Here is a 17,236-nt window from a genome sequence, read left to right on the forward strand (position 1 = left end):
ACCCCGCACCGGATCGTTGGGAGTCTCGCATTGGGTTCCGACCACAGCCGTTCCACTCCGTCCGCCCCGCCCCGGGTACGACGGATCCTCATCGCGACCGTGGTACCGCTCTTCGTCGCCACCGTGCTCGCCGCGGTGGTGCTCTGGCCACGCGACGGGTCGCCGCAGACCGCCGGGGGCACGGACGTGCCGCGCTACCACGGCACGGTGACCCGGGTGGTGACCGAGCCGTGCCCGCCGGCCGCACCGAGTCCCGAGGGCACGCCGGACGCCGGGGCCGGGCTGTGCGGCACCGTGGACGTCCGGGTGGCCGACGGGCCAGCTGCCGGCCAGCAGGTCCAGACGCCGGTGCCGGACGGACCCGGCGCACCCCGGGTCGAGGTCGGTGACGAGGTCATCCTGGTCGAGCTGACCGATCCGGCCGATCCCGTCGCCAGCAGCTGGAACATCGCGGAGCACCAGCGCGGCACGCCGTTGGTCTGGCTGGCGGTGGTCTTCGCCGCCGCGATCGTCGCGTTCGGCCGGTGGCGGGGCCTGGCCGCGCTGGCTGGGCTGGCCGCCAGCTTCGCCATCCTGCTCACCTTCGTGCTCCCGGGGATCGGCGCTGGCCGATCACCGCTGCTGGTGGCGGTGGTCGGCGCCGCCCTGATCATGTTCGTGGTGCTCTACCTGACGCACGGGGTCACCGCGCAGACCTCGGTCGCGGTGCTCGGCACCCTGGGCAGCCTGGTGTTGACCGGCGTGCTCGCCACCATCGCCACCGCCGCCACCCACCTCACCGGCTTCGGCAGCGAGGACGCCACCACGCTGTCGATGTTCCAGGCCAACGTGGACCTGCACGGCCTGCTGCTCGCCGGGATCATCATCGGCTCGCTCGGGGTCCTCGACGACGTGACGGTCACCCAGGCGGCCACCGTCACCGAGCTGGCGAACGCCAACCCCGGGCTGACCCGGTTGCAGCTCTACCGGGCGGCCACCCGAGTCGGCCGGGCGCACATCGCCTCCACCGTCAACACCATCGTGCTGGCGTACGCGGGCGCCTCACTGCCGCTACTGCTCCTGCTCACCGCCGACTCGCGGCCGCTCGGGCAGATCCTGACCAGCGAGTTCCTCGCGCAGGAGATCGTCCGCAGCGCGGTCGCCACGCTCGGCCTCATCGCAGCCGTACCGCTGACCACCGGACTGGCCGCCGTGGTGACCGCAGCCGGCCGGTCGGGTGCCGAGCTGCCCGCCGACCCGGCCGCCGAGCCGCCCGCCGAGCGACCCAGGCCGGACCGCGCGGAGGCACTGGCCGCACTCAGCTCACCGCGCACGGGTCGACCCGACCCAACCGGACCCGATCCGGCGCGGGCCACACCCCCAACCACCGCCACCGACCGGTGGCACGAGCCGGACAGGAGCACGGAGACGGCATGGTGACACTCCTCAGCGTGACGAGGTGGGGCATCCGCCCTGAGAACCGCGTCACTGGTCACTCAGCGCCATGGCGAAATGACGCTTTTAGTCGGCATCTGGACGTAGCTCAGCCGGTCGACTCTCGGGTAACCTCGCTGCCGGTTACCGCTGAAGGCGCGACGCAGCGCCTGCGGTGCCACCGCCCAATCGCCAGCTGGCGAGCCGGGGACCCAGGCACGTGGGGTGAATCCGCGTCAGCGGTAGGGGCCACTTCCGCCCCGAACCCGTCAGCTAACCCGGTCGGCGGTCGACGGAAGGGAATATTGTGACGGCACCCCTACGCCGCTGGTTGACACCCGTGGTGGCCGTGATCGCCGCACTGACCGTGCTCGCCGGCCCCCTCCCGGCGCACGCCGCCCCGACGACCCCCACACCGTCCGGGCACGAGGAGGACGGCGAGCCCGCGCTGCTCAACGACGTGATCGAGAAGGCCAACCGCGACTACTCCGCCGCCAAGTCCAAGTTGGACAAGTCCAAGAAGCGGCAGATTGAGCTGGCGGCGGAGGTCGACCGGGCCAACGCGGAGTTGGAGAAGCTGGCCCCCCAGGTCGGGCAGATCGCCGCCCAGTCGTACCGGACCGGCCGGATCGGCGCGATCGCGATGCTGTTGGAGAGCGACGCCCCCGACTCGTTCGTCCAGCGCGCCGCGGTGCTCGACGAGATGAACATGGTCAACGAGAAGAAGCTCTCCGAGGTCAACACGGTGAAGTCCCGCGCCGAGCAGGCCAAGCTGGCCCTCGACGCGGAGGTCCGCGAGCAGCAGAAGCAGACCGCCCTGATGGCGAAGGAGAAGCGCGACGCCGACAAGGCGCTCGCGCTGGTCGGTGGGAAGGGCTTCACCGGCGGCCTGGTGTCGGCGACCTCACCGGTCGCCCGGATCGGCCCCAACCGGACCGCCGACGGTGACTGGAAGTCCGAGTCGTGCAGCGAGAACGACCCCACCACCTCCGGCTGCGTCACCCCGCGCACGCTGCACGCGTACAAGGAGGTCAAGCGGGCCGGCTTCAACCGGTTCGTCGGCTGCTACCGCTCCGGCGGGCCGTGGGAGCACCCGAAGGGCCGCGCCTGCGACTGGTCGTTGCAGAAGAGCGGCTTCAGCCCGTGGCACAACGAGGACACCCGGACGTACGGCAACAACGTGGCCGCGTTCCTCATCCGCAACGCCGACCGGCTCGGCATCTACTACGTGATCTGGAACCGACAGATCTGGTTCCCGGCGACCGGCTGGAAGTCGTACAGCGGGCCGTCGAACCACACCGACCACGTACACATGTCGATGCTCTGACCGCATGTCCACCCGTCGAAGGGCCGTCCCGCGTCGCGGGGCGGCCCTCGTCGCGTCAGGCGGCGGCGGGCGCGGTCGGGCTGGCCGCCGTGCTGGGCCCGGTCGGTACGTCGAGCGCCGTGGCGGTAGCCGGCACGGCGGCCACCGGGCGCACCGCGCCGGCGGCGAGCCGGTACGACACCCCCACCACCGCGCAGCGCCCCTGCGCCACCTCGGCTGCCAGCACGGGCGACTGGCCGAGCAGCGCCTCGACGGTCTGCGCGATGTGGATGTCGACGATGCCGTCGATGTCGTCCACCCCCTCGGCCTCGGCGCGACGCAGGCTGGGCAGCACGGCGTCGACCACGGCACGCAGGTGCCCCCGGGGCGGGGTGCCGGTGGCGGCTGCCTCCCGGGCCGCCTGGACCGCACCGCAGGAGTCGTGGCCGAGCACCACCACCAGCGGGGTGCCGAGCACGGTCACCGCGTATTCCACGCTGCCCAGCACCTCCGGGCCGGTCGTGTGCCCGGCCGTGCGGACCACGAAGAGGTCGCCCAGCCCCCGGTCAAAGATGATCTCGGCGGCCAGTCGGGAGTCGGAGCAGCCGACGATCACCGCGAACGGGTGCTGTCCGTCGGCGACCGCCGCCCGGTGCCCGGCGTCCTGGTTGGGGTGGCGCGGGGCGCCGCTGACGAAGCGCCGGTTGCCGGCGGCCAGCTCGGCGTACGCCCGGGCCGGCTCGGTGAGCGCCGGCGCCCGGTCGGTGGCCCGCTGCGGACCCGGCTTACCGCCGGGTGTACCGGGACTACTCATCCCGCACCTCGTCTCACGCGTTTGACCTGCTCAAATGGCTCTTCAGCCGGGCCTGCGGCGGGCGCTGGCCCGGGCTCCACGGTCACACGCACCACAAGATGCGTCAAGATATGCGTGAGTTAGATTTCATACGTTGGCCCTGGGCCGGCCCTTCGGAGGTGCCACCGAGGCCAGGGCGGACAACCGGAGAGGCGGACCCACGATGGCGAGCACGGCGGCGGGCGACACCGGCAGCGGCCGGAACTGGACGTTCCTCACCAACCACGGACACGTCCTGCTGGCCATCGCCCGCGACCCCACCGCCCGGCTGCGCGACGTGGCGGCCGAGGTCGGCGTGACCGAGCGGGCCGCACAGGCGATCGTCGCGGACCTGGAGGCCGGCGGCTACCTGCACCGCACCCGGGTCGGCCGGCGCAACGAGTACACCCTCAACCCGGCCGGCCGGTTCCGGCACCCCGCCGAAGCAGACCGTCAGGTCGGTGATCTGCTCGCGCTCTTCGCCGAGACGCCCGCCGCAGCAGCCACCCACCCGTCCTGACCGCCGTCCCTCGGGCCGCGGCCCGAGGGAGCACAGCGGTAATCTCTGTGGGTGCGCGAATGCCTGCCGTCAAGCGCGACCGATCCGTCCCGCCACACCGGCCGTGCCATCCGAGGGGTCCTCAGTGGAACGCTGGCGGCCCTACTCGGCGCCGCCCTGGTGGCTCCCTCCCCAGCGGCCGCGGCACCGCCCACCTGCGGCCCCGCCGGCGAGGACGGCCTGGTGGAGATGCCGTGGGCACTGCGCCGACTGGAGCCGTCCTCGGCGTGGCCGCTGTCCCGGGGCGCCGGGGTGACCGTGGCGGTGATTGACTCCGGGGTCTCCGCCATTCACCCACTGCTCAAGGGCCAGGTGATGGAGGGCCGCGACTTCAACAGCCTGCCGGCCAACCAGGGCCAGTGCGACCTGGTCGGGCACGGCACGATGGTGGCCGGCATCATCGCCGGCCGGGAGGGCACCGGCGTCCCGTTCAGCGGCATCGCACCGGCCGCCCGCATCCTGCCGATCCGGGTGCTGCCGGACGCCAAGGGCACCAACGACGAGGCGCTACCCGGGCAGATCGCCGCGGCCATCGACTGGGCGGTCGACAACGGCGCCGACGTGATCAACCTGTCCCTGGTGACCCTGCCCCGCCCCGAGCTGGCGGAGGCCGTCGAGAACGCGCTCGCCAAGGGTGTCGTGCTCGTCGCCGCCGCCGGCAACCGGCAGGAGCAGCAGGAGGACAAGCCGGCCTACCCGGCCGCGTACCCCGGGGTGATCGCGGTCGCCGGTGTGGACGAGCAGGGCGGCCACGTGGGCACCTCGGTCAGCGGCACCTACGTCGACGTCGCCGCCCCGGGGTTGAACATCGTCGGCCCGGCACCGGGCGGCAGCGGCTACCGCGCCGAGCCGACCGGCGGCACCAGCTTCGCCGCCGCGTACGTCTCGGGTGTGGCCGCGCTGGTCCGGGCGGCCTACCCGGACCTCCGTCCACAGCAGATCGCCGAGCGGCTGGAACGGACGGCGGACAACCCGCCGGACGGGCACAACGCGGAGGTCGGCTACGGCGTCGTCAACCCGTACCGGGCGCTGTCGAGCCTGCTGGGCACCCGGACGGACCCGCCCGCTGGCGCGCTCCCGCCGCCCGCCCGCCCGGACGACCCGCTGGGCTGGCAGCGCACCGCCGCGATCTGGGCGGCGGCGGCCGGCGGTCTGCTCACCGTGCTACTGCTGGCCGCCCGGCCGATCATGATCCGGGGCCGCCGACGCGGCTGGCGCCCGGGCCGGCGCACCGACTCACCGGTCGCCGGCTGACGGCGCCGGACGGCACAACGCAATGCGGCTCCGGCCCGGTGGAACCGGACCGGAGCCGCATCGGCGCTTGCCTCAGCCCCACACCTTCGAGTTGCTCATCTCGGTGGTGAGGTAGTTCTCACGGGCGATGCCAACGGCACCACCGATCTCGTTCAGGATCCGGTTGATGTCCCGGACCGACGAGTCCCACTTGGCCTGGTGCTGCTCGTAGGCAGCCCGGTCCTGGCCGTCCCACTCGAGCTTGCTCAGCATCTGCCGCAGCGTGTCGAGCTTCTCTTCGAGAGTCTTCGAGATGGCCTGCATCTGCTGGTTGCTGCTCTCGAGGACCGCGTAGTCAACTTTGATAGCCATGGTTTCCTCCTCTGCTGGCTACGGGATCACGGGTTGAGAGCAGAGTGGAACTTGTCCAGCATCTGCTGCTGCTCTTCGTCGTTGACCTGGTGCGTCGTACCCGACTTGTCGAGCAGGTCAGCGATGTTGTCCATCGCCGTCAGCAGATTGACGGTGTCCTCGTTCCAGCGCGTCATCAACGACTGGAAGCCCGTGGACGCCTGACCCTTCCACGCCATGGCCAGGTCGTCGACTACGTTCCACAGCTTCTTCAGCTCGCCGTCGACCTCGCTGCGCGTGGACCGCACGTCACTCGCGGCAGTATGCAGAGTCGCAGCTTCGACCTCGAACGCCATGCTTCACACCCTTCCGTCTTGTTGTGGCGGCGGCTTTGCCGCACCCCTCCCCCGCGGCAAGGTAGCAACACCCCACCGACGGACACTCCAGTAGAGACCGTAGCGGAACCTGTCCAGCCCGCGCAGCCCTGACCGGCCGCGTTCCATGGATACTGGTGAATCGGGTCAGGTGGATCGGGAATGCGACCGAAAATTCATCACCAAACTCACCACTGGAGCGACGCGCCGATCGATCCTGACGCACGGAACGACGTGGCCTGACCCGGCCTCGTCACGACGGCTCCGACCAGGCGGTCTGGATCAGCTGCTGGCCGTCGCGGCGGCGCACCAGCGTGCCCCGGCCGGGCGGCTGCGGGCTCGGCCGCAACGCGCCGAAGACCGCACCCTCCTCCCGGCTGCCGGACATCAGCAGGCCGGGCGAATCCAGCTCACGCAGCCTCTGCAGCACAGGCTCGTAGAGCGCCCGGGACACCCCGCCGACCCGCCGCGTGATGACCAGGTGCAGGCCGATGTCGCGGGCCTGCGGCAGCAGCTCCAGCAGGGCGCTGAGCGGGTTGCTGCCACCCGAGGCCACCAGGTCGTAGTCGTCCACCAGGATGTACAGGTCCGGGCCCTTCCACCAGCTGCGGTCGCGCAACTGGGCGGTGGTCACGTCCGGGCCGGGCAACCGGTTGGTCAGCGCACTGCGGATCGAGCCCAACCCCTGGGCGAACGCCTGGTTGGACGGGGCGTAGTCCAGCAGGTGATCGCCCTCCACCGCGCCCAGCAGCCCGCGCCGGTAGTCGGCGATCACCAGCCGGGCCTGGGCGGGCGTGTACCGGTCGGTGATGCCCCGGGCGATCAGTCGCAGCAGGTTGGTCTTGCCGCACTCGGCATCGCCGAAGACCGTCAGGTGCGGCTCGTTCGCCAGGTCCAGGTAGACCGGTGCCAGCGCCGACTCGTTCACGCCGATCGGCAGGCCGGGCGCCGACCGGTCGATGATCCGGGCCAGCTCGGCCACCGGCAGCTTGCGCGGCAGCAGCCGCACCTTCGGCGCCGGCCGGCCCGGCCAGTTGGCCGCCACGTGCCCGGCCAGAGCGATCGACGCCTCGCTCAGATCGTCGATGTCCCGGCGGCCGTCGATCCGCGAGACCGCAGTGAGGAAGTGCAGCTTGTCGCGGGTCAGGCCGCGACCGGGCGCCTTCTCCGGCACATTCATCGCCGAGCGACGGTCGATCTCGGACTCGGACGCGTCACCCAGGCGCAGCTCCAGCTTGGTGCCGAGCAGATCCCGCATGTTGATCCGGATCTCCGCCCAGCGCACCGCCGTCAGCACCACGTGCACGCCGAAGCCGAGGCCCCGGTTGGCCAGCGTGGTGATGGTCTGCTCCAGCTCCTCGTACTCCTGGCGCAGCGTGTTCCACCCGTCCACCACCAGGAACACGTCGCCGAACGGGTCGTCGGCGAACTCGCCGGCGGCCCGACGACGGCGGTAGCTGGCCACCGAGTCGATGCCGTGCTGGGCGAAGCGCGCCTCCCGCTCGTCCAGGACGGCGACCACCTCGGCCACCGTACGGCGCACCGCCTCGACGTCCCGCCGGCCGGCCACCCCGGCCATGTGCGGCAGCCGCTCCAGGCTGCGCAGCGCGCCACCGCCGAAGTCCAGGCAGAAGAACTGCACCTCGCGCGGCGTGTGGGTGAGCGACAGCGAGGCGAGCAGCGAGCGCAGCATGGTGCTCTTGCCGCTGAGTGAACGGCCGACGATGACCACGTTCCCGCCGGCCCCGGCGAGCTCGACCATCATCGGGTCACGGCGCTGCTCGTACGGCCGGTCCACCACGCCGACCGGCACGGTCAGCCGCCCTCGGCCCGGCCAGGACGCGGTGCACAGCCCGTACGTCGGGTCGACGGCCAGCGGGCCGAGCAGCTCACCCAGGCCCGGCGGGTCGGCGAGCGGCGGCAGCCACACCTGGTGCGCCGGACGACCCCGGCCCCTGAGCTGGTCGATCAGCACGTCGAGCATCGCGACGGCCTTACCGTCGGCCGGCTGCTCCGGCTCCGGCGCGGTGTCCACCGGCATCTGCGGGATCTGCGCCGGTATGAAGTCGAGGCCGTACGGCACGATCCGGCGCTGCACCAGGGCCTGCGACGCGGATGCCTGCTGCCCCGGCGCCCGGTACGCCCCGGACACGTACGCCGCTCGGAACCGCAGCATCGTGCTGGTGTCGGTCTTCAGATAGCCGTGGCCCGGCGCGTTCGGCAGCTCGTACGCGTCCGGCACGCCGAGCACGATCCGGCTCTCCACGGCGGAGAAGGTACGCAGACCGATCCGGTACGACAGGTGCGTGTCCAGGCCGCGCAGCTTGCCCTCTTCCAGCCGCTGGCTGGCCAGCAGCAGGTGCACGCCGAGCGACCGGCCGAGCCGGCCGATCATCACGAACAGGTCGATGAAGTCGGGCTTGGCGGCGAGCAGCTCACTGAACTCGTCGCAGATGATCAGCAGGCTGGGCATCGGCGCCAGCGGTTCGCCGGCCGCCCGGGCCTTCTCGTACTCGAAGCGGGAGACGTAGTTGCCGGCCGCCCGCAGCAACTCCTGCCGACGCACCATCTCGCCCGCGAGCGCGTCGCGCATCCGGTCGACCAACGGCAGCTCGTCGGCCAGGTTGGTGATCACGGCGCTGGTGTGTGGCAGCGCCTCCAGGGAGGCGAACGTCGCGCCACCCTTGAAGTCCACCAGGACGAAGTTCAGCTCCTCCGACGAGTGGGTCACCGCCAGTGCGGCCACCACCGTACGGAGCAACTCGCTCTTGCCGGACCCGGTCGCACCGATCACCAGGCCGTGCGGGCCCATGCCCTCGTGCGCCGACTCCTTGAAGTCGAGCTCGACCACGTTGCCGTCCGGGCCGACGCCGAGCGGGATGCGCAGCCGGTCCCGGTGACCGCGCGGGCGCCAGGTCTGGTGGACGTCCACCGCCGCGGCGTCGCCGACGCCGAGCAGGTCCGGTAGCTCCGTGCTGCGAGCCAGCGGCTCCTCGTTGCTGGTCTGCTGCTGGGAGAGCCGGAAGGGGGCGATCTGCCGGGCCAGCCCCTCGGCGGCCTCGGCGCTGAGCCGGTCCGGTCGGCCGAGCTGCGAGGACGTGCTGCCCCGGACCAGGTCGAGCGTGCTTCCGTCGCCCACGTCGAGGCAGAGCAGCCAGCGGCCGGCGTCGCGCGGCACCGTTCCGGAGAGGTCGATCATGGTGGCGCCGAGCAGGCCCTGACCCACCAGCTGGCAGGTCGGTGAGACCTCGCCGCCGTCGATCACCAAGACCAGGTGCTGCGCGGTCGTGAGCGGCTTGGCCTCGGGCGCGAACCGGGGCCGCCCGGCCAGCTCCCCGGCGAGCGCCGCCTCGGCCTCGGCCAGGCTGGCGAAGACCAGCCGGCGGGCGCCGGCGGCGTCCGTACGTCCACTGTGGTGGGCGTGCGGCAGCCACTTCACCCAGCCCCAGGCCGACTGCCGGTCGGGCGCGGCGACCACCGCGATCACCAGGTCCTCCGGGGCGTGGAACGTGGCCAGCTGGCCCAGTGCCGCCCGGGTCAGGTCGAGCACGGGCTCCCGGTCGCCGCGCAGCACCACCCGACTGAACGCGCGCACCGACAGCGCGGTCGGCAGGTCGGGCACGGTGGAGTGGGCGCGGACGAACCGGCGCAACGCGATGGCGCTCATCGGCTCCAGGTCCTCGACCGGCTTCGTCTCCGGCGGAACGATCTCCACCGCCAGCCGCTGCGGGCCGAGCGCGATCCGGGTCTCGCCGAAGTCGTCCTCGGTGATCCGTCGCTCCCAGAGCCGCCGGGACGCGGCGATCGACCAGAGCGCGTCGGGCTCCGGGTGACGCCAGGCCATCGCCGCCCGCTGCTGCTCCGCCGCGCGCCGGGTGCGCTTGCGCATCTGGGCCAGGTAGCGCATGTAGTCGCGGCGTTCGGCGTTCACCTCGGCCTTGTCCTTGCCGCCGCTGTTGCTCAGCGAGCCGATCGCCATCCCGAGCATCGAGACGCCGAACAGGCCACCGGCGACGTACGTCATCATGCCGCCGCCCCGGCCGGCGTAGAGGAAGGCCATCGCGCCGACGCCACAGAACATCGGCAGGATCATGAGCACCTGCCCCATCCCGCGGGGCGTGGGCTCGGGCAGCTCAGGAGGTGACTCCAGTAGCACCTCACCGCGCGGCAAGGCAGGCCCCGGCTGACGCGGGAGCCGGCGGAACACGACCGTGCTCACGGCTGTCTCCTCCCCAGAAGCGGCCCTGATGACGTGCAGTCGCGAACCAAAGTCCGCGGGTGGGCATCGTACGTGCCCGCCATCGTAGGTAATCTCCCGTGGGCGCGGTGGACCCGCACCGCGGCACCCCGGCCAGCTGATCGTAGACGGACACCTGGAGGCCACTGTGGCGACGAAGACGGCGACCGGTGGTCTGAGCCGGATCACCATCGTGGCACCCCGTACCCGAATGGACCTGGCCCTACCGTCGGACGTGCCGATGGCGGACCTGCTGCCCACCCTGCTGCGCTACGCCGGGGAGGACCTGGCCGACGACGGCGTGCGGCACGGCGGCTGGGCACTGTCCCGATTGGGCGGTGCCCCCCTGGATGGCGGACGTACCGCCGCGCAGCTCGGCGTGCGCGACGGTGAGGTGTTGTATTTCAACCCCCGGTCCGCCGCCGCGCCGGAGATCGTCTTTGACGACGTGGTGGACGCGGTCGCCACCGCGACCAACCAGCGCCCCGGCGCCTGGCAGGCCGGCTCGACCCGGTCCTTCGCGGTGCTCTTCGCGGCGGCCGCGCTCGGTGCCGGAGCGCTCGCCGCACTCTTCGCGGGTCCGCCACACCTGCCCGGCGCGCTGGCCGCCCTGCTCGTCACGGTGGCGCTGCTGGTCGTCGCCGCGGTGCTGTCCCGGGCTGCGGGTGACAGCCGGACCGGGGCGGTGCTGGCCATTGTCGGCCTGGTGCACGCCGGCACCGGCGGTCTGCTGCTGCTCGCCGGCGACCGGTCGCTGACCGACCTGGCCAGCCCGCACGTCCTGCTCGCGGCCACCGCCGTGGTGGTCGCCGGGGCGGTGGCCGCGCTGGCCGTCGGCGACCGCTACCCGCTCTTCTTCGGCGCGATCGGGGTGGGTGCGGCGACCGGTTTCGGCGCGGTGCTCTGCCTGATCTTCGGCATCGACGCGCCGGCCGCCGCCGCGGTGATTGCGGCGGTCGCGTTCGGCGCGGTGCCGGCGCTGCCGATGCTGGCCTACCGGCTTGCCCGACTGCCGGTGCCGTCGATCCCGACCGGTCCGGAGGACCTGAAGACCGACAGCGAGTCGGTCGACGGGCGCCAGGTGCTCCAGCTCAGCGAGCGGGCCGACCAGTTCCTCACCGGCCTGCTGTGGACGGTGTCGCTGCTGGTGCTCGGCGCGCAACTGGTGCTGGCCCTGGACGGTCGGCTGCCGGCGGTGCTGTTCTGCCTGGTGCTGGCCCTGCTCTCGCTGCTGCGGGCCCGTCCGCTCCTGGGCCGCGCCCAGCGCACCCCGGTGCTGCTGGCCGGCACCGTCGGGCTGGGCCTGGCCGCCGCGGCCACCTTCGCCGGCGGGTCGCTGCCGGTCCGGCTCGGCCTGATCCTCGGCGGGCTGCTGCTGGCCGCCGTGGTCAGCCTGATCTACGGCCTGACCGTGGCCGGCAAGCGCATCTCCCCGGTCTGGGGCCGGTTGCTCGACATCGTGGAGATCCTGCTGATCATCTCGCTGGTCCCGCTCGCCGTCTGGGTCTGTGGCCTGTACGGCTGGATCGTGAACCTGCGGCCCTGACCCGAGGGCTCCGCCGCCCACTGACCGGCCAGGCGAACGGCCGGTCAGCGGGCGGGCGGTCAGCGGGGTTGTGGGCCGGAGAAGCCGCCCAGCGCCGATGCGACCGGTGCGCTGGCGTACACGCCGGGGGCGTGCTGCCCGTCCACCGGTCGGGGTGAGGTGCCGGCCCGCTGCGCGACGTCCTGGACGACCTTGACCAGCGCCTCGACGTGGTTGTCCATCGCCGCGACGCGCACCAGCGGCGCCGCCACCCGCCCGTCCGGCGACACCGCCGCGGCCACCGTATGCGAAGGCGCGGAGGTCGCGGTGATCGCTTCCACCAACGGGCCGAGCGGTGCGTCCGATCGGCCCCGCAGGGCCAGACAGCGGTGCGTCCAGCCGCCGCCGCGCAGCCCCTGCCAGGTCTCCGCTGGCGGCTCCGGCACCAGGTCCAGCCCTGCGGCCGAGACCACGGCCGCGCGCAGCTCGTCGCGGCCCAGCGGTCGGTGGGCCAGCCCGGCGGCGGTCAGTGCTTTGCCCAATCTGCCAATTCCGGCAGCCAACGTCCGGTGTACGCCGGGCAGCCCGCCGCCCCGGCTCACCGTCTCCACCCGAGCGTCGCGGACGGTGAGCCGCAGCGCCACCCAGACGGTTCGGTGCGCTGCCGGCGGTGCACCGGGCGCCGGGTACCAGACCAGGGTGTGCGCGACGACCTGAGCCCGGGACACCGGCGCGGCGAATTCCGTGAGCACCCGCAGCGCCCGGTCCACCGCCGACGCGTCCATCGAACCGACCGTCGTGCCGGAGGCGGGTTGCAGCGCGACCGCGGCGAACCAGCCCTGGGCGTCCTGCCCGATGCCGAGCCGGGTGCCCCGGTCGGTCAGCTCGATGACGGTCAGCTCGGGGGCGAGCGCGGCCAGCCGGGGGTCCGCCGCCGTACCGTCGGCCAGCGTCGCCGCGGCACGCTCGCGGCGACGCCGCAGCCGCCGCCGCAGCAGCAGGTCCTCGAACCACCAGCGGCCACCCCGACGCGCGAACACGGCCAGGACGACCAGCGCCGCCACCGTGCCCACCGCGGCGAGCAACCAGCTGGGCCCGGCCCCCGCGGCCCAGACGGCGACCGCGCAGACCTCCAGCACGACGAGCTGCCCGACCAGCACCGGGCCGACCCGTCCCCGGCCGGGGCGATCGGCCGGCGGGGTCGCCCGCGCCGGGACGCCGGACGGGTTCTTGGCCACTCGGGCGGGTCGCGCCTGAACCTGCGTCATCGGTGACTGTCCCTCCTGCACGGTACGGCTGCGCCGGGTCGTTCCGGCGTCGGCCAAGGGCGGTGGTCCCAAAGACCCGCCGTCGGCCCCTTATCGTAGGGAAGCCCGCGACGGCGTTCCGACCTGATCGTCGCGGATCCACCCCGCCGGAGGTAAGTCATGCGGACCCGCCGCGATCAGGTGCAGGCGTACCGCTTCGTCACCCGCCGGATCGTCTCGGCGTTGCTGTCGGGCGATCCGGAGACCACCAACCTGCCGATGCGACGGCTCGGCATGGCGATCTTCGGCAGTGTCATCGCCGCCGCCGTGGTGCTCGGCGGGGTCGGCGCGTACGGCCAGTTGACCGGGAACACCGCGCCACTGGAAGAGAACACGCTGGTCATCGAGCGGGAGAGCGGCGCGACGTACGTGTTCGTGGAGGGGAAGCTGCTCCCGACGCTCAACTACACGTCCGCCCGGCTGATCCTGGACACGGCGGATCCGACGGTGCGGACGATGTCCCAGGCGTCGCTGCGGGACCGGCCGCGCGGCCGCACCGTCGGCATCGTCGGCGCGCCGGACGCGTTGCCGGACCGCAAGTCGCTGACCGGTCTGCCCTGGTCTGTCTGCGACGTGCCCGACCCGGCCGACCCGCGCCGCTCCAGCACCCGGGTGGTGATCGACCGTGCGCTGCCCGGCGGCACGCCGCTGGGTGACCGCGCGGCACTGGTCACCGTGGACGGTCAGCGGTACCTGCTCACCGGCGGCGCCCGGCTCCAGGTGCTCGGCGGCGACCAGGCGATCGCGGCGCTGAAGATGACCGGCACGACACCGCTGCCGGTCGGGCAGCAACTGCTCAATGCCGTACCGGCCGGGCCCCCGCTGCGTAAGCCGTCGCTGCCTGGCGAGGGCGAGCGCAGCGGCCTTGCCGTGGCCGATCGACAGGCCAACATCGGTCAGGTGTTCAAGGCGGCCGGCCAGCACTACGTGCTGACTCGGGAAGGTCTCGTCTCAATTACTGAGATCACCGCGCTCTTGATGATCGGCGGCGGCGGTCAGATCACCGACATCACCCCGGATCAGGCCGGCCGGCTGCTGACCCAGCAACGGGTGGACGAGGAAGGCCTGCCCCTGACGCTGCCCACGCTGTACGCGGCCCGGTCCGGGCAGACCGTGCTCTGCGCCACGTACCGGGCGGGCAGTGGGGGCGGCCCGCCGACCACCACCGTCGAGGTCTTCGACCGTGCTCCGGCGGAGCTGACCGCGAGCGCGTCAGGCCCGGTGCCGGTACGCCAGGCTGCCCGGGACTCGGTGCGCACGGCCGAGGCGGTGCTGCTGCCCGGCGGCAAGGGCGTGCTCGCCCAGGCCGCGCCCGGCGCCGGGACCAGTGGTTCCGTCGCCGCCGGGTCGACGATCTACCTGATCAGTCCGCAGGGCGTCCGGTACCCGCTCGGGTCGGCTGAGACGCCGGCCGTCCTCGGCTACAGCGGGGTCACCCCGCTGGCGGTGCCCGGCTCGCTGCTCTCGTTGATCCCGACCGGGCCGAACCTCAACCGGGCGGACGCGTCGGCCTTCTTTTCGCCCGGTGGTCCGTCGTCGGCCGCGCCAGCACCGGAGTCGACGCCGCCCGCCTCGCCCAGCGGCACGCCGGCGAGCGGTGGGGCGGGTGGCGGGGTGCCCGCGGCATCGACTGGAGCCGACGACTGAGCGGCCCGGACGGGTCGCCCCGCGTCGCACTGGTGGACTAACCTGAGAGCTGCTGACGGTTGTCAACCAGAACGACGGGGATGTTTGCCATGACCGGGCGTACGGAAGTCGACCTGCTGTCCCTTGAGGACTTCCACCTGCACCTGGCGGCTCGGCTGAGCCAGGCCGATTCGGTGCTGCGAAAGCTCAACACCGAGATGCAGTGCCGCCCTCCGGCGTTGGGCTCGTTCACCGACGCCACCGACAACGCGAGGCGCTACAGCGATGTCCACCAGTCCTACGTGGTGCAGGCCGAGCGGCTCCGGCAGGCGGTGCAGGCGGCACAGCAGGCGACCAGCACGATCCTGACCAACTACCGCACCGCCGAGGCGCGCAACGCGGCCAACGCCACCGACATCACCGCCGCGCTGACCGGGGTCGACCGGGCGTTGGGGCCGAAGGAGGACGGGCGTGTCTGAGTACACCCAGCGCTACCAGGGCAACAGCCACCAGCAGCTGTACGACGCCGTGATGGCCGGCAAGCCCGAGCAGATCGAGGGTGTGGCCGCCCAGTGGTCCGCCCTCAAAGGCATCCTGGACGGTCTCGGCCGGGAGCTGAGCGGCGACCTCGAAAAGCTCGGCAACACCTGGACGGGCTCGGCAGGTCTCGAGTTCCAGCGACGGCTGATGATGATCGTCGCCCACACCGAGGCGCTGGGCGAGGGGATGGCCGGCGTCCAGCAGGGGCTGACCATGATGGCCGGCCAGCTGCGCACCGCGCACAAGCAGGCGGAGAGCCCGGAAGAGACCGACGACAACGACCAGACGATCTCCGGCGCCCTCCGGGGCGGCGCCACGTTCGGCCTGCCCGGCGCGGTGGTCGGGGGCATTCTGGGTCACCAGCAGGACAAGGCAGAGCAGGAGAAGGCCCATCAGCGGATGGTGAACGTGGTGGCCGAGCTGGCAGCCGGCTACGACCTCTCCGCCTATGACCGGGTGGTCGACCCGCCGCCTCCCGACCCCGAGACGCCGAAGACGGTCCGCGAGGACTCGACGACGCCACGCAGCGTTCCGGGCACCGACACGCCGAGCGCCGCGCCCCTCGCCACCAAGCACACGGCACACACCGGCGACGCGACCATCACGACGCCCGACCGTGTGGGCCAGCCACAGGTCGTCGGCGTCGGGCCAGGCACTGGCCAGGACGGCGTGGGCACCGGCGGCGCGCCAGCAGTCGTCACCGGTCCGGGCAGCGACTCCGCCACCGAAGGCGGCACCTCCCTGGCCGGCGCGGAGCCGGTGCTCGGCGGAGCGCCGCCCGCCGGCGGGACCGCCGGCCTGTCCGGGCCGACCACCGTGACCGCCAGCGCCGGCGCTGGGTCAGGCCTGCTCTTCGGAGGGCACGGCGGGGCTCCGGCCGGCGGGGTGCTTCGCACCGCTGCCCTCGCCGGTTCGAGCAGCACGCCCACCGCCTCGGTCCGGCCGGCCGCTGGCCCGGCTGCACCCGACAACCGCCCCGCCACCGGGGTGGGTCGCAGCATTGACGGGCGGCGCGGCGAGACTGCCGGCCGAGCGGCGGCCGGCAGCGGCGCGAAACGCCCCGGGGTGCTTGGCGGGCACGGCCGGCCGGAGGACGACGAGTCCGACGACCGGCTGACCTGGCTGACCGAGGACGAGATGGTGTGGGGAGACCACGGGGACGCTCCGCCGCCGGTGCTCGGCACCTCCGGCTGACCCGATCCGCCGCCGATGCCCGACAGCGTCGGCGGCGCCCGAACGTGCCGCGGTGGCCCCGGCCGGACCCGATCCGGCTGGGGCCATCGTCATGTCGGGAAGGTGGATGGCCTGTCCGTCCACAGTGCGCATCGTGGCGGTGGTCACGCCCGAATGAGCCGTTGCCGAGCTGCGACCCGGCGGGTCGGGGGTTAGGTTGGTCGGGTGTCCTCCGCAGCGCTCGTCCGCCCAGCCCGGCGGGCCGTGCTGCGGTCACTGCGTGAGCTGACCCGGCTGGCGGTCACCGCGTTGGTGCTCGCGGTCGGCCTCGGCGGCGCGCTCGGCGCGACGCCACCCCCCGCCCCGACGCAGCTGCGGCCCAGCGCCGTGAGCAGTCGGGTGGACACGCTCCGACCCGACGCCGTCGCCGCCACCGAGCGGGCGAGCCAGCCGGCCGCACCTCGGCCGGTCAGCACGGTCGTCGCCGCCGTGGCGACCGGTCCGGTCACCGCCGCGGAGCACCCGGTGACCGTCGAGCCCGGCTACGGCACCCCGTCCCGACGCGGCCCGCCCACCCGCTGATCCTGGCCGGCCACCGGCGCCCCCGACCGACCCGGTCCGGTGCCGGGTCACCGGTCCGGGTGCCGGAGTCGTCGCCGTCCGCGTGACCACGCCGGCCGGAGATCACCAAACGGTGACCAGCCCGGCAGCCGCCGCACAGCGGTACCGCCCCGGGGCCCGGCGGCTCACTCCGCCCCGA

The 17,236-nt window shown here is 73.0% G+C and carries 14 protein-coding genes and 1 riboswitch; of the genes, 9 read left to right on the forward strand and 5 right to left on the reverse strand.

Features of this window, described 5'->3' with window-relative positions; all coding sequences use genetic code 11:
- The first annotated feature begins 30 nt into the window (after positions 1–30).
- Together OG990_RS26810 and OG990_RS26815 are read left to right on the forward strand one after the other, a co-directional pair.
- The gene (locus tag OG990_RS26810) at positions 31–1,419 is read left to right on the forward strand and encodes a YibE/F family protein (protein WP_406077552.1); all 1,389 of its coding nucleotides are present in this window, start codon (positions 31–33) and stop codon (positions 1,417–1,419) included.
- Between the two features lie 166 nt (positions 1,420–1,585).
- Positions 1,586–1,717, forward strand: a riboswitch (cyclic di-AMP (ydaO/yuaA leader).
- A 3-nt stretch (positions 1,718–1,720) separates the two neighbouring features.
- Positions 1,721–2,740 (forward strand): hypothetical protein, encoded by a 1,020-nt coding sequence (locus OG990_RS26815; RefSeq protein WP_355602086.1) that lies wholly within the window; start codon positions 1,721–1,723, stop codon positions 2,738–2,740.
- Between the two features lie 55 nt (positions 2,741–2,795).
- On the opposite strand, the gene OG990_RS26820 is transcribed toward OG990_RS26815, so the two are convergent.
- Positions 2,796–3,533, reverse strand: a complete 738-nt coding sequence (locus tag OG990_RS26820) for a carbonic anhydrase (RefSeq protein ID WP_406077553.1) — start codon at positions 3,531–3,533, stop codon at positions 2,796–2,798.
- Positions 3,534–3,735: 202 nt separating this feature from the next.
- Here OG990_RS26820 and OG990_RS26825 point away from each other — a divergent pair, with 202 nt between their 5' ends.
- The gene (locus tag OG990_RS26825; protein ID WP_355602082.1) at positions 3,736–4,071 is read left to right on the forward strand and encodes a MarR family winged helix-turn-helix transcriptional regulator; all 336 of its coding nucleotides are present in this window, start codon (positions 3,736–3,738) and stop codon (positions 4,069–4,071) included.
- A gap of 51 nt (positions 4,072–4,122) precedes the next feature.
- Positions 4,123–5,364: a type VII secretion-associated serine protease mycosin gene (mycP, locus tag OG990_RS26830; protein ID WP_328422949.1), complete on the forward strand. Its 1,242-nt coding sequence runs from the start codon at positions 4,123–4,125 to the stop codon at positions 5,362–5,364.
- Positions 5,365–5,436: 72 nt separating this feature from the next.
- Here the strand turns inward: mycP and OG990_RS26835 are convergent, their stop codons facing one another.
- The 3 genes from OG990_RS26835 to eccCa form a co-directional block, all read right to left on the reverse strand.
- Positions 5,437–5,715, reverse strand: a complete 279-nt coding sequence (locus OG990_RS26835; RefSeq protein ID WP_328422947.1) for a WXG100 family type VII secretion target — start codon at positions 5,713–5,715, stop codon at positions 5,437–5,439.
- 26 nt (positions 5,716–5,741) lie between these two features.
- Positions 5,742–6,050: a WXG100 family type VII secretion target gene (locus OG990_RS26840; protein ID WP_234590029.1), complete on the reverse strand. Its 309-nt coding sequence runs from the start codon at positions 6,048–6,050 to the stop codon at positions 5,742–5,744.
- 271 nt (positions 6,051–6,321) lie between these two features.
- Positions 6,322–10,287, reverse strand: a complete 3,966-nt coding sequence (gene eccCa / locus OG990_RS26845; protein WP_386985501.1) for a type VII secretion protein EccCa — start codon at positions 10,285–10,287, stop codon at positions 6,322–6,324.
- Positions 10,288–10,453: 166 nt separating this feature from the next.
- On the opposite strand from eccCa, the gene eccD reads away from it, so the two are divergent.
- Entirely contained in the window at positions 10,454–11,851 is a 1,398-nt protein-coding gene (eccD, locus tag OG990_RS26850) for a type VII secretion integral membrane protein EccD (RefSeq protein ID WP_355602074.1), read from the forward strand.
- A 59-nt stretch (positions 11,852–11,910) separates the two neighbouring features.
- Here the strand turns inward: eccD and OG990_RS26855 are convergent, their stop codons facing one another.
- Positions 11,911–13,098, reverse strand: a complete 1,188-nt coding sequence (locus OG990_RS26855) for a type VII secretion protein EccE (protein ID WP_355602072.1) — start codon at positions 13,096–13,098, stop codon at positions 11,911–11,913.
- Positions 13,099–13,257: 159 nt separating this feature from the next.
- Between OG990_RS26855 and eccB the strand changes: the two genes are divergently transcribed.
- From eccB to OG990_RS26875, 4 genes are all read left to right on the forward strand, one after another.
- Entirely contained in the window at positions 13,258–14,784 is a 1,527-nt protein-coding gene (gene eccB, locus OG990_RS26860; RefSeq protein ID WP_406077554.1) for a type VII secretion protein EccB, read from the forward strand.
- Positions 14,785–14,873: 89 nt separating this feature from the next.
- Entirely contained in the window at positions 14,874–15,242 is a 369-nt protein-coding gene (locus tag OG990_RS26865) for a hypothetical protein (RefSeq protein ID WP_406077555.1), read from the forward strand.
- Positions 15,235–16,497 (forward strand): WXG100 family type VII secretion target, encoded by a 1,263-nt coding sequence (locus tag OG990_RS26870; RefSeq protein WP_406077556.1) that lies wholly within the window; start codon positions 15,235–15,237, stop codon positions 16,495–16,497. The genes OG990_RS26865 and OG990_RS26870 overlap by 8 nt, the downstream gene beginning before the upstream one ends.
- Before the next feature lie 204 nt (positions 16,498–16,701).
- Entirely contained in the window at positions 16,702–17,058 is a 357-nt protein-coding gene (locus OG990_RS26875) for a hypothetical protein (protein ID WP_406077557.1), read from the forward strand.
- Positions 17,059–17,236 lie beyond the last annotated feature (178 nt).

It is taken from the genome of Micromonospora sp. NBC_00858, from assembly GCF_045207365.1.
Classification (GTDB): Bacteria; Actinomycetota; Actinomycetes; order Mycobacteriales; family Micromonosporaceae; genus Micromonospora.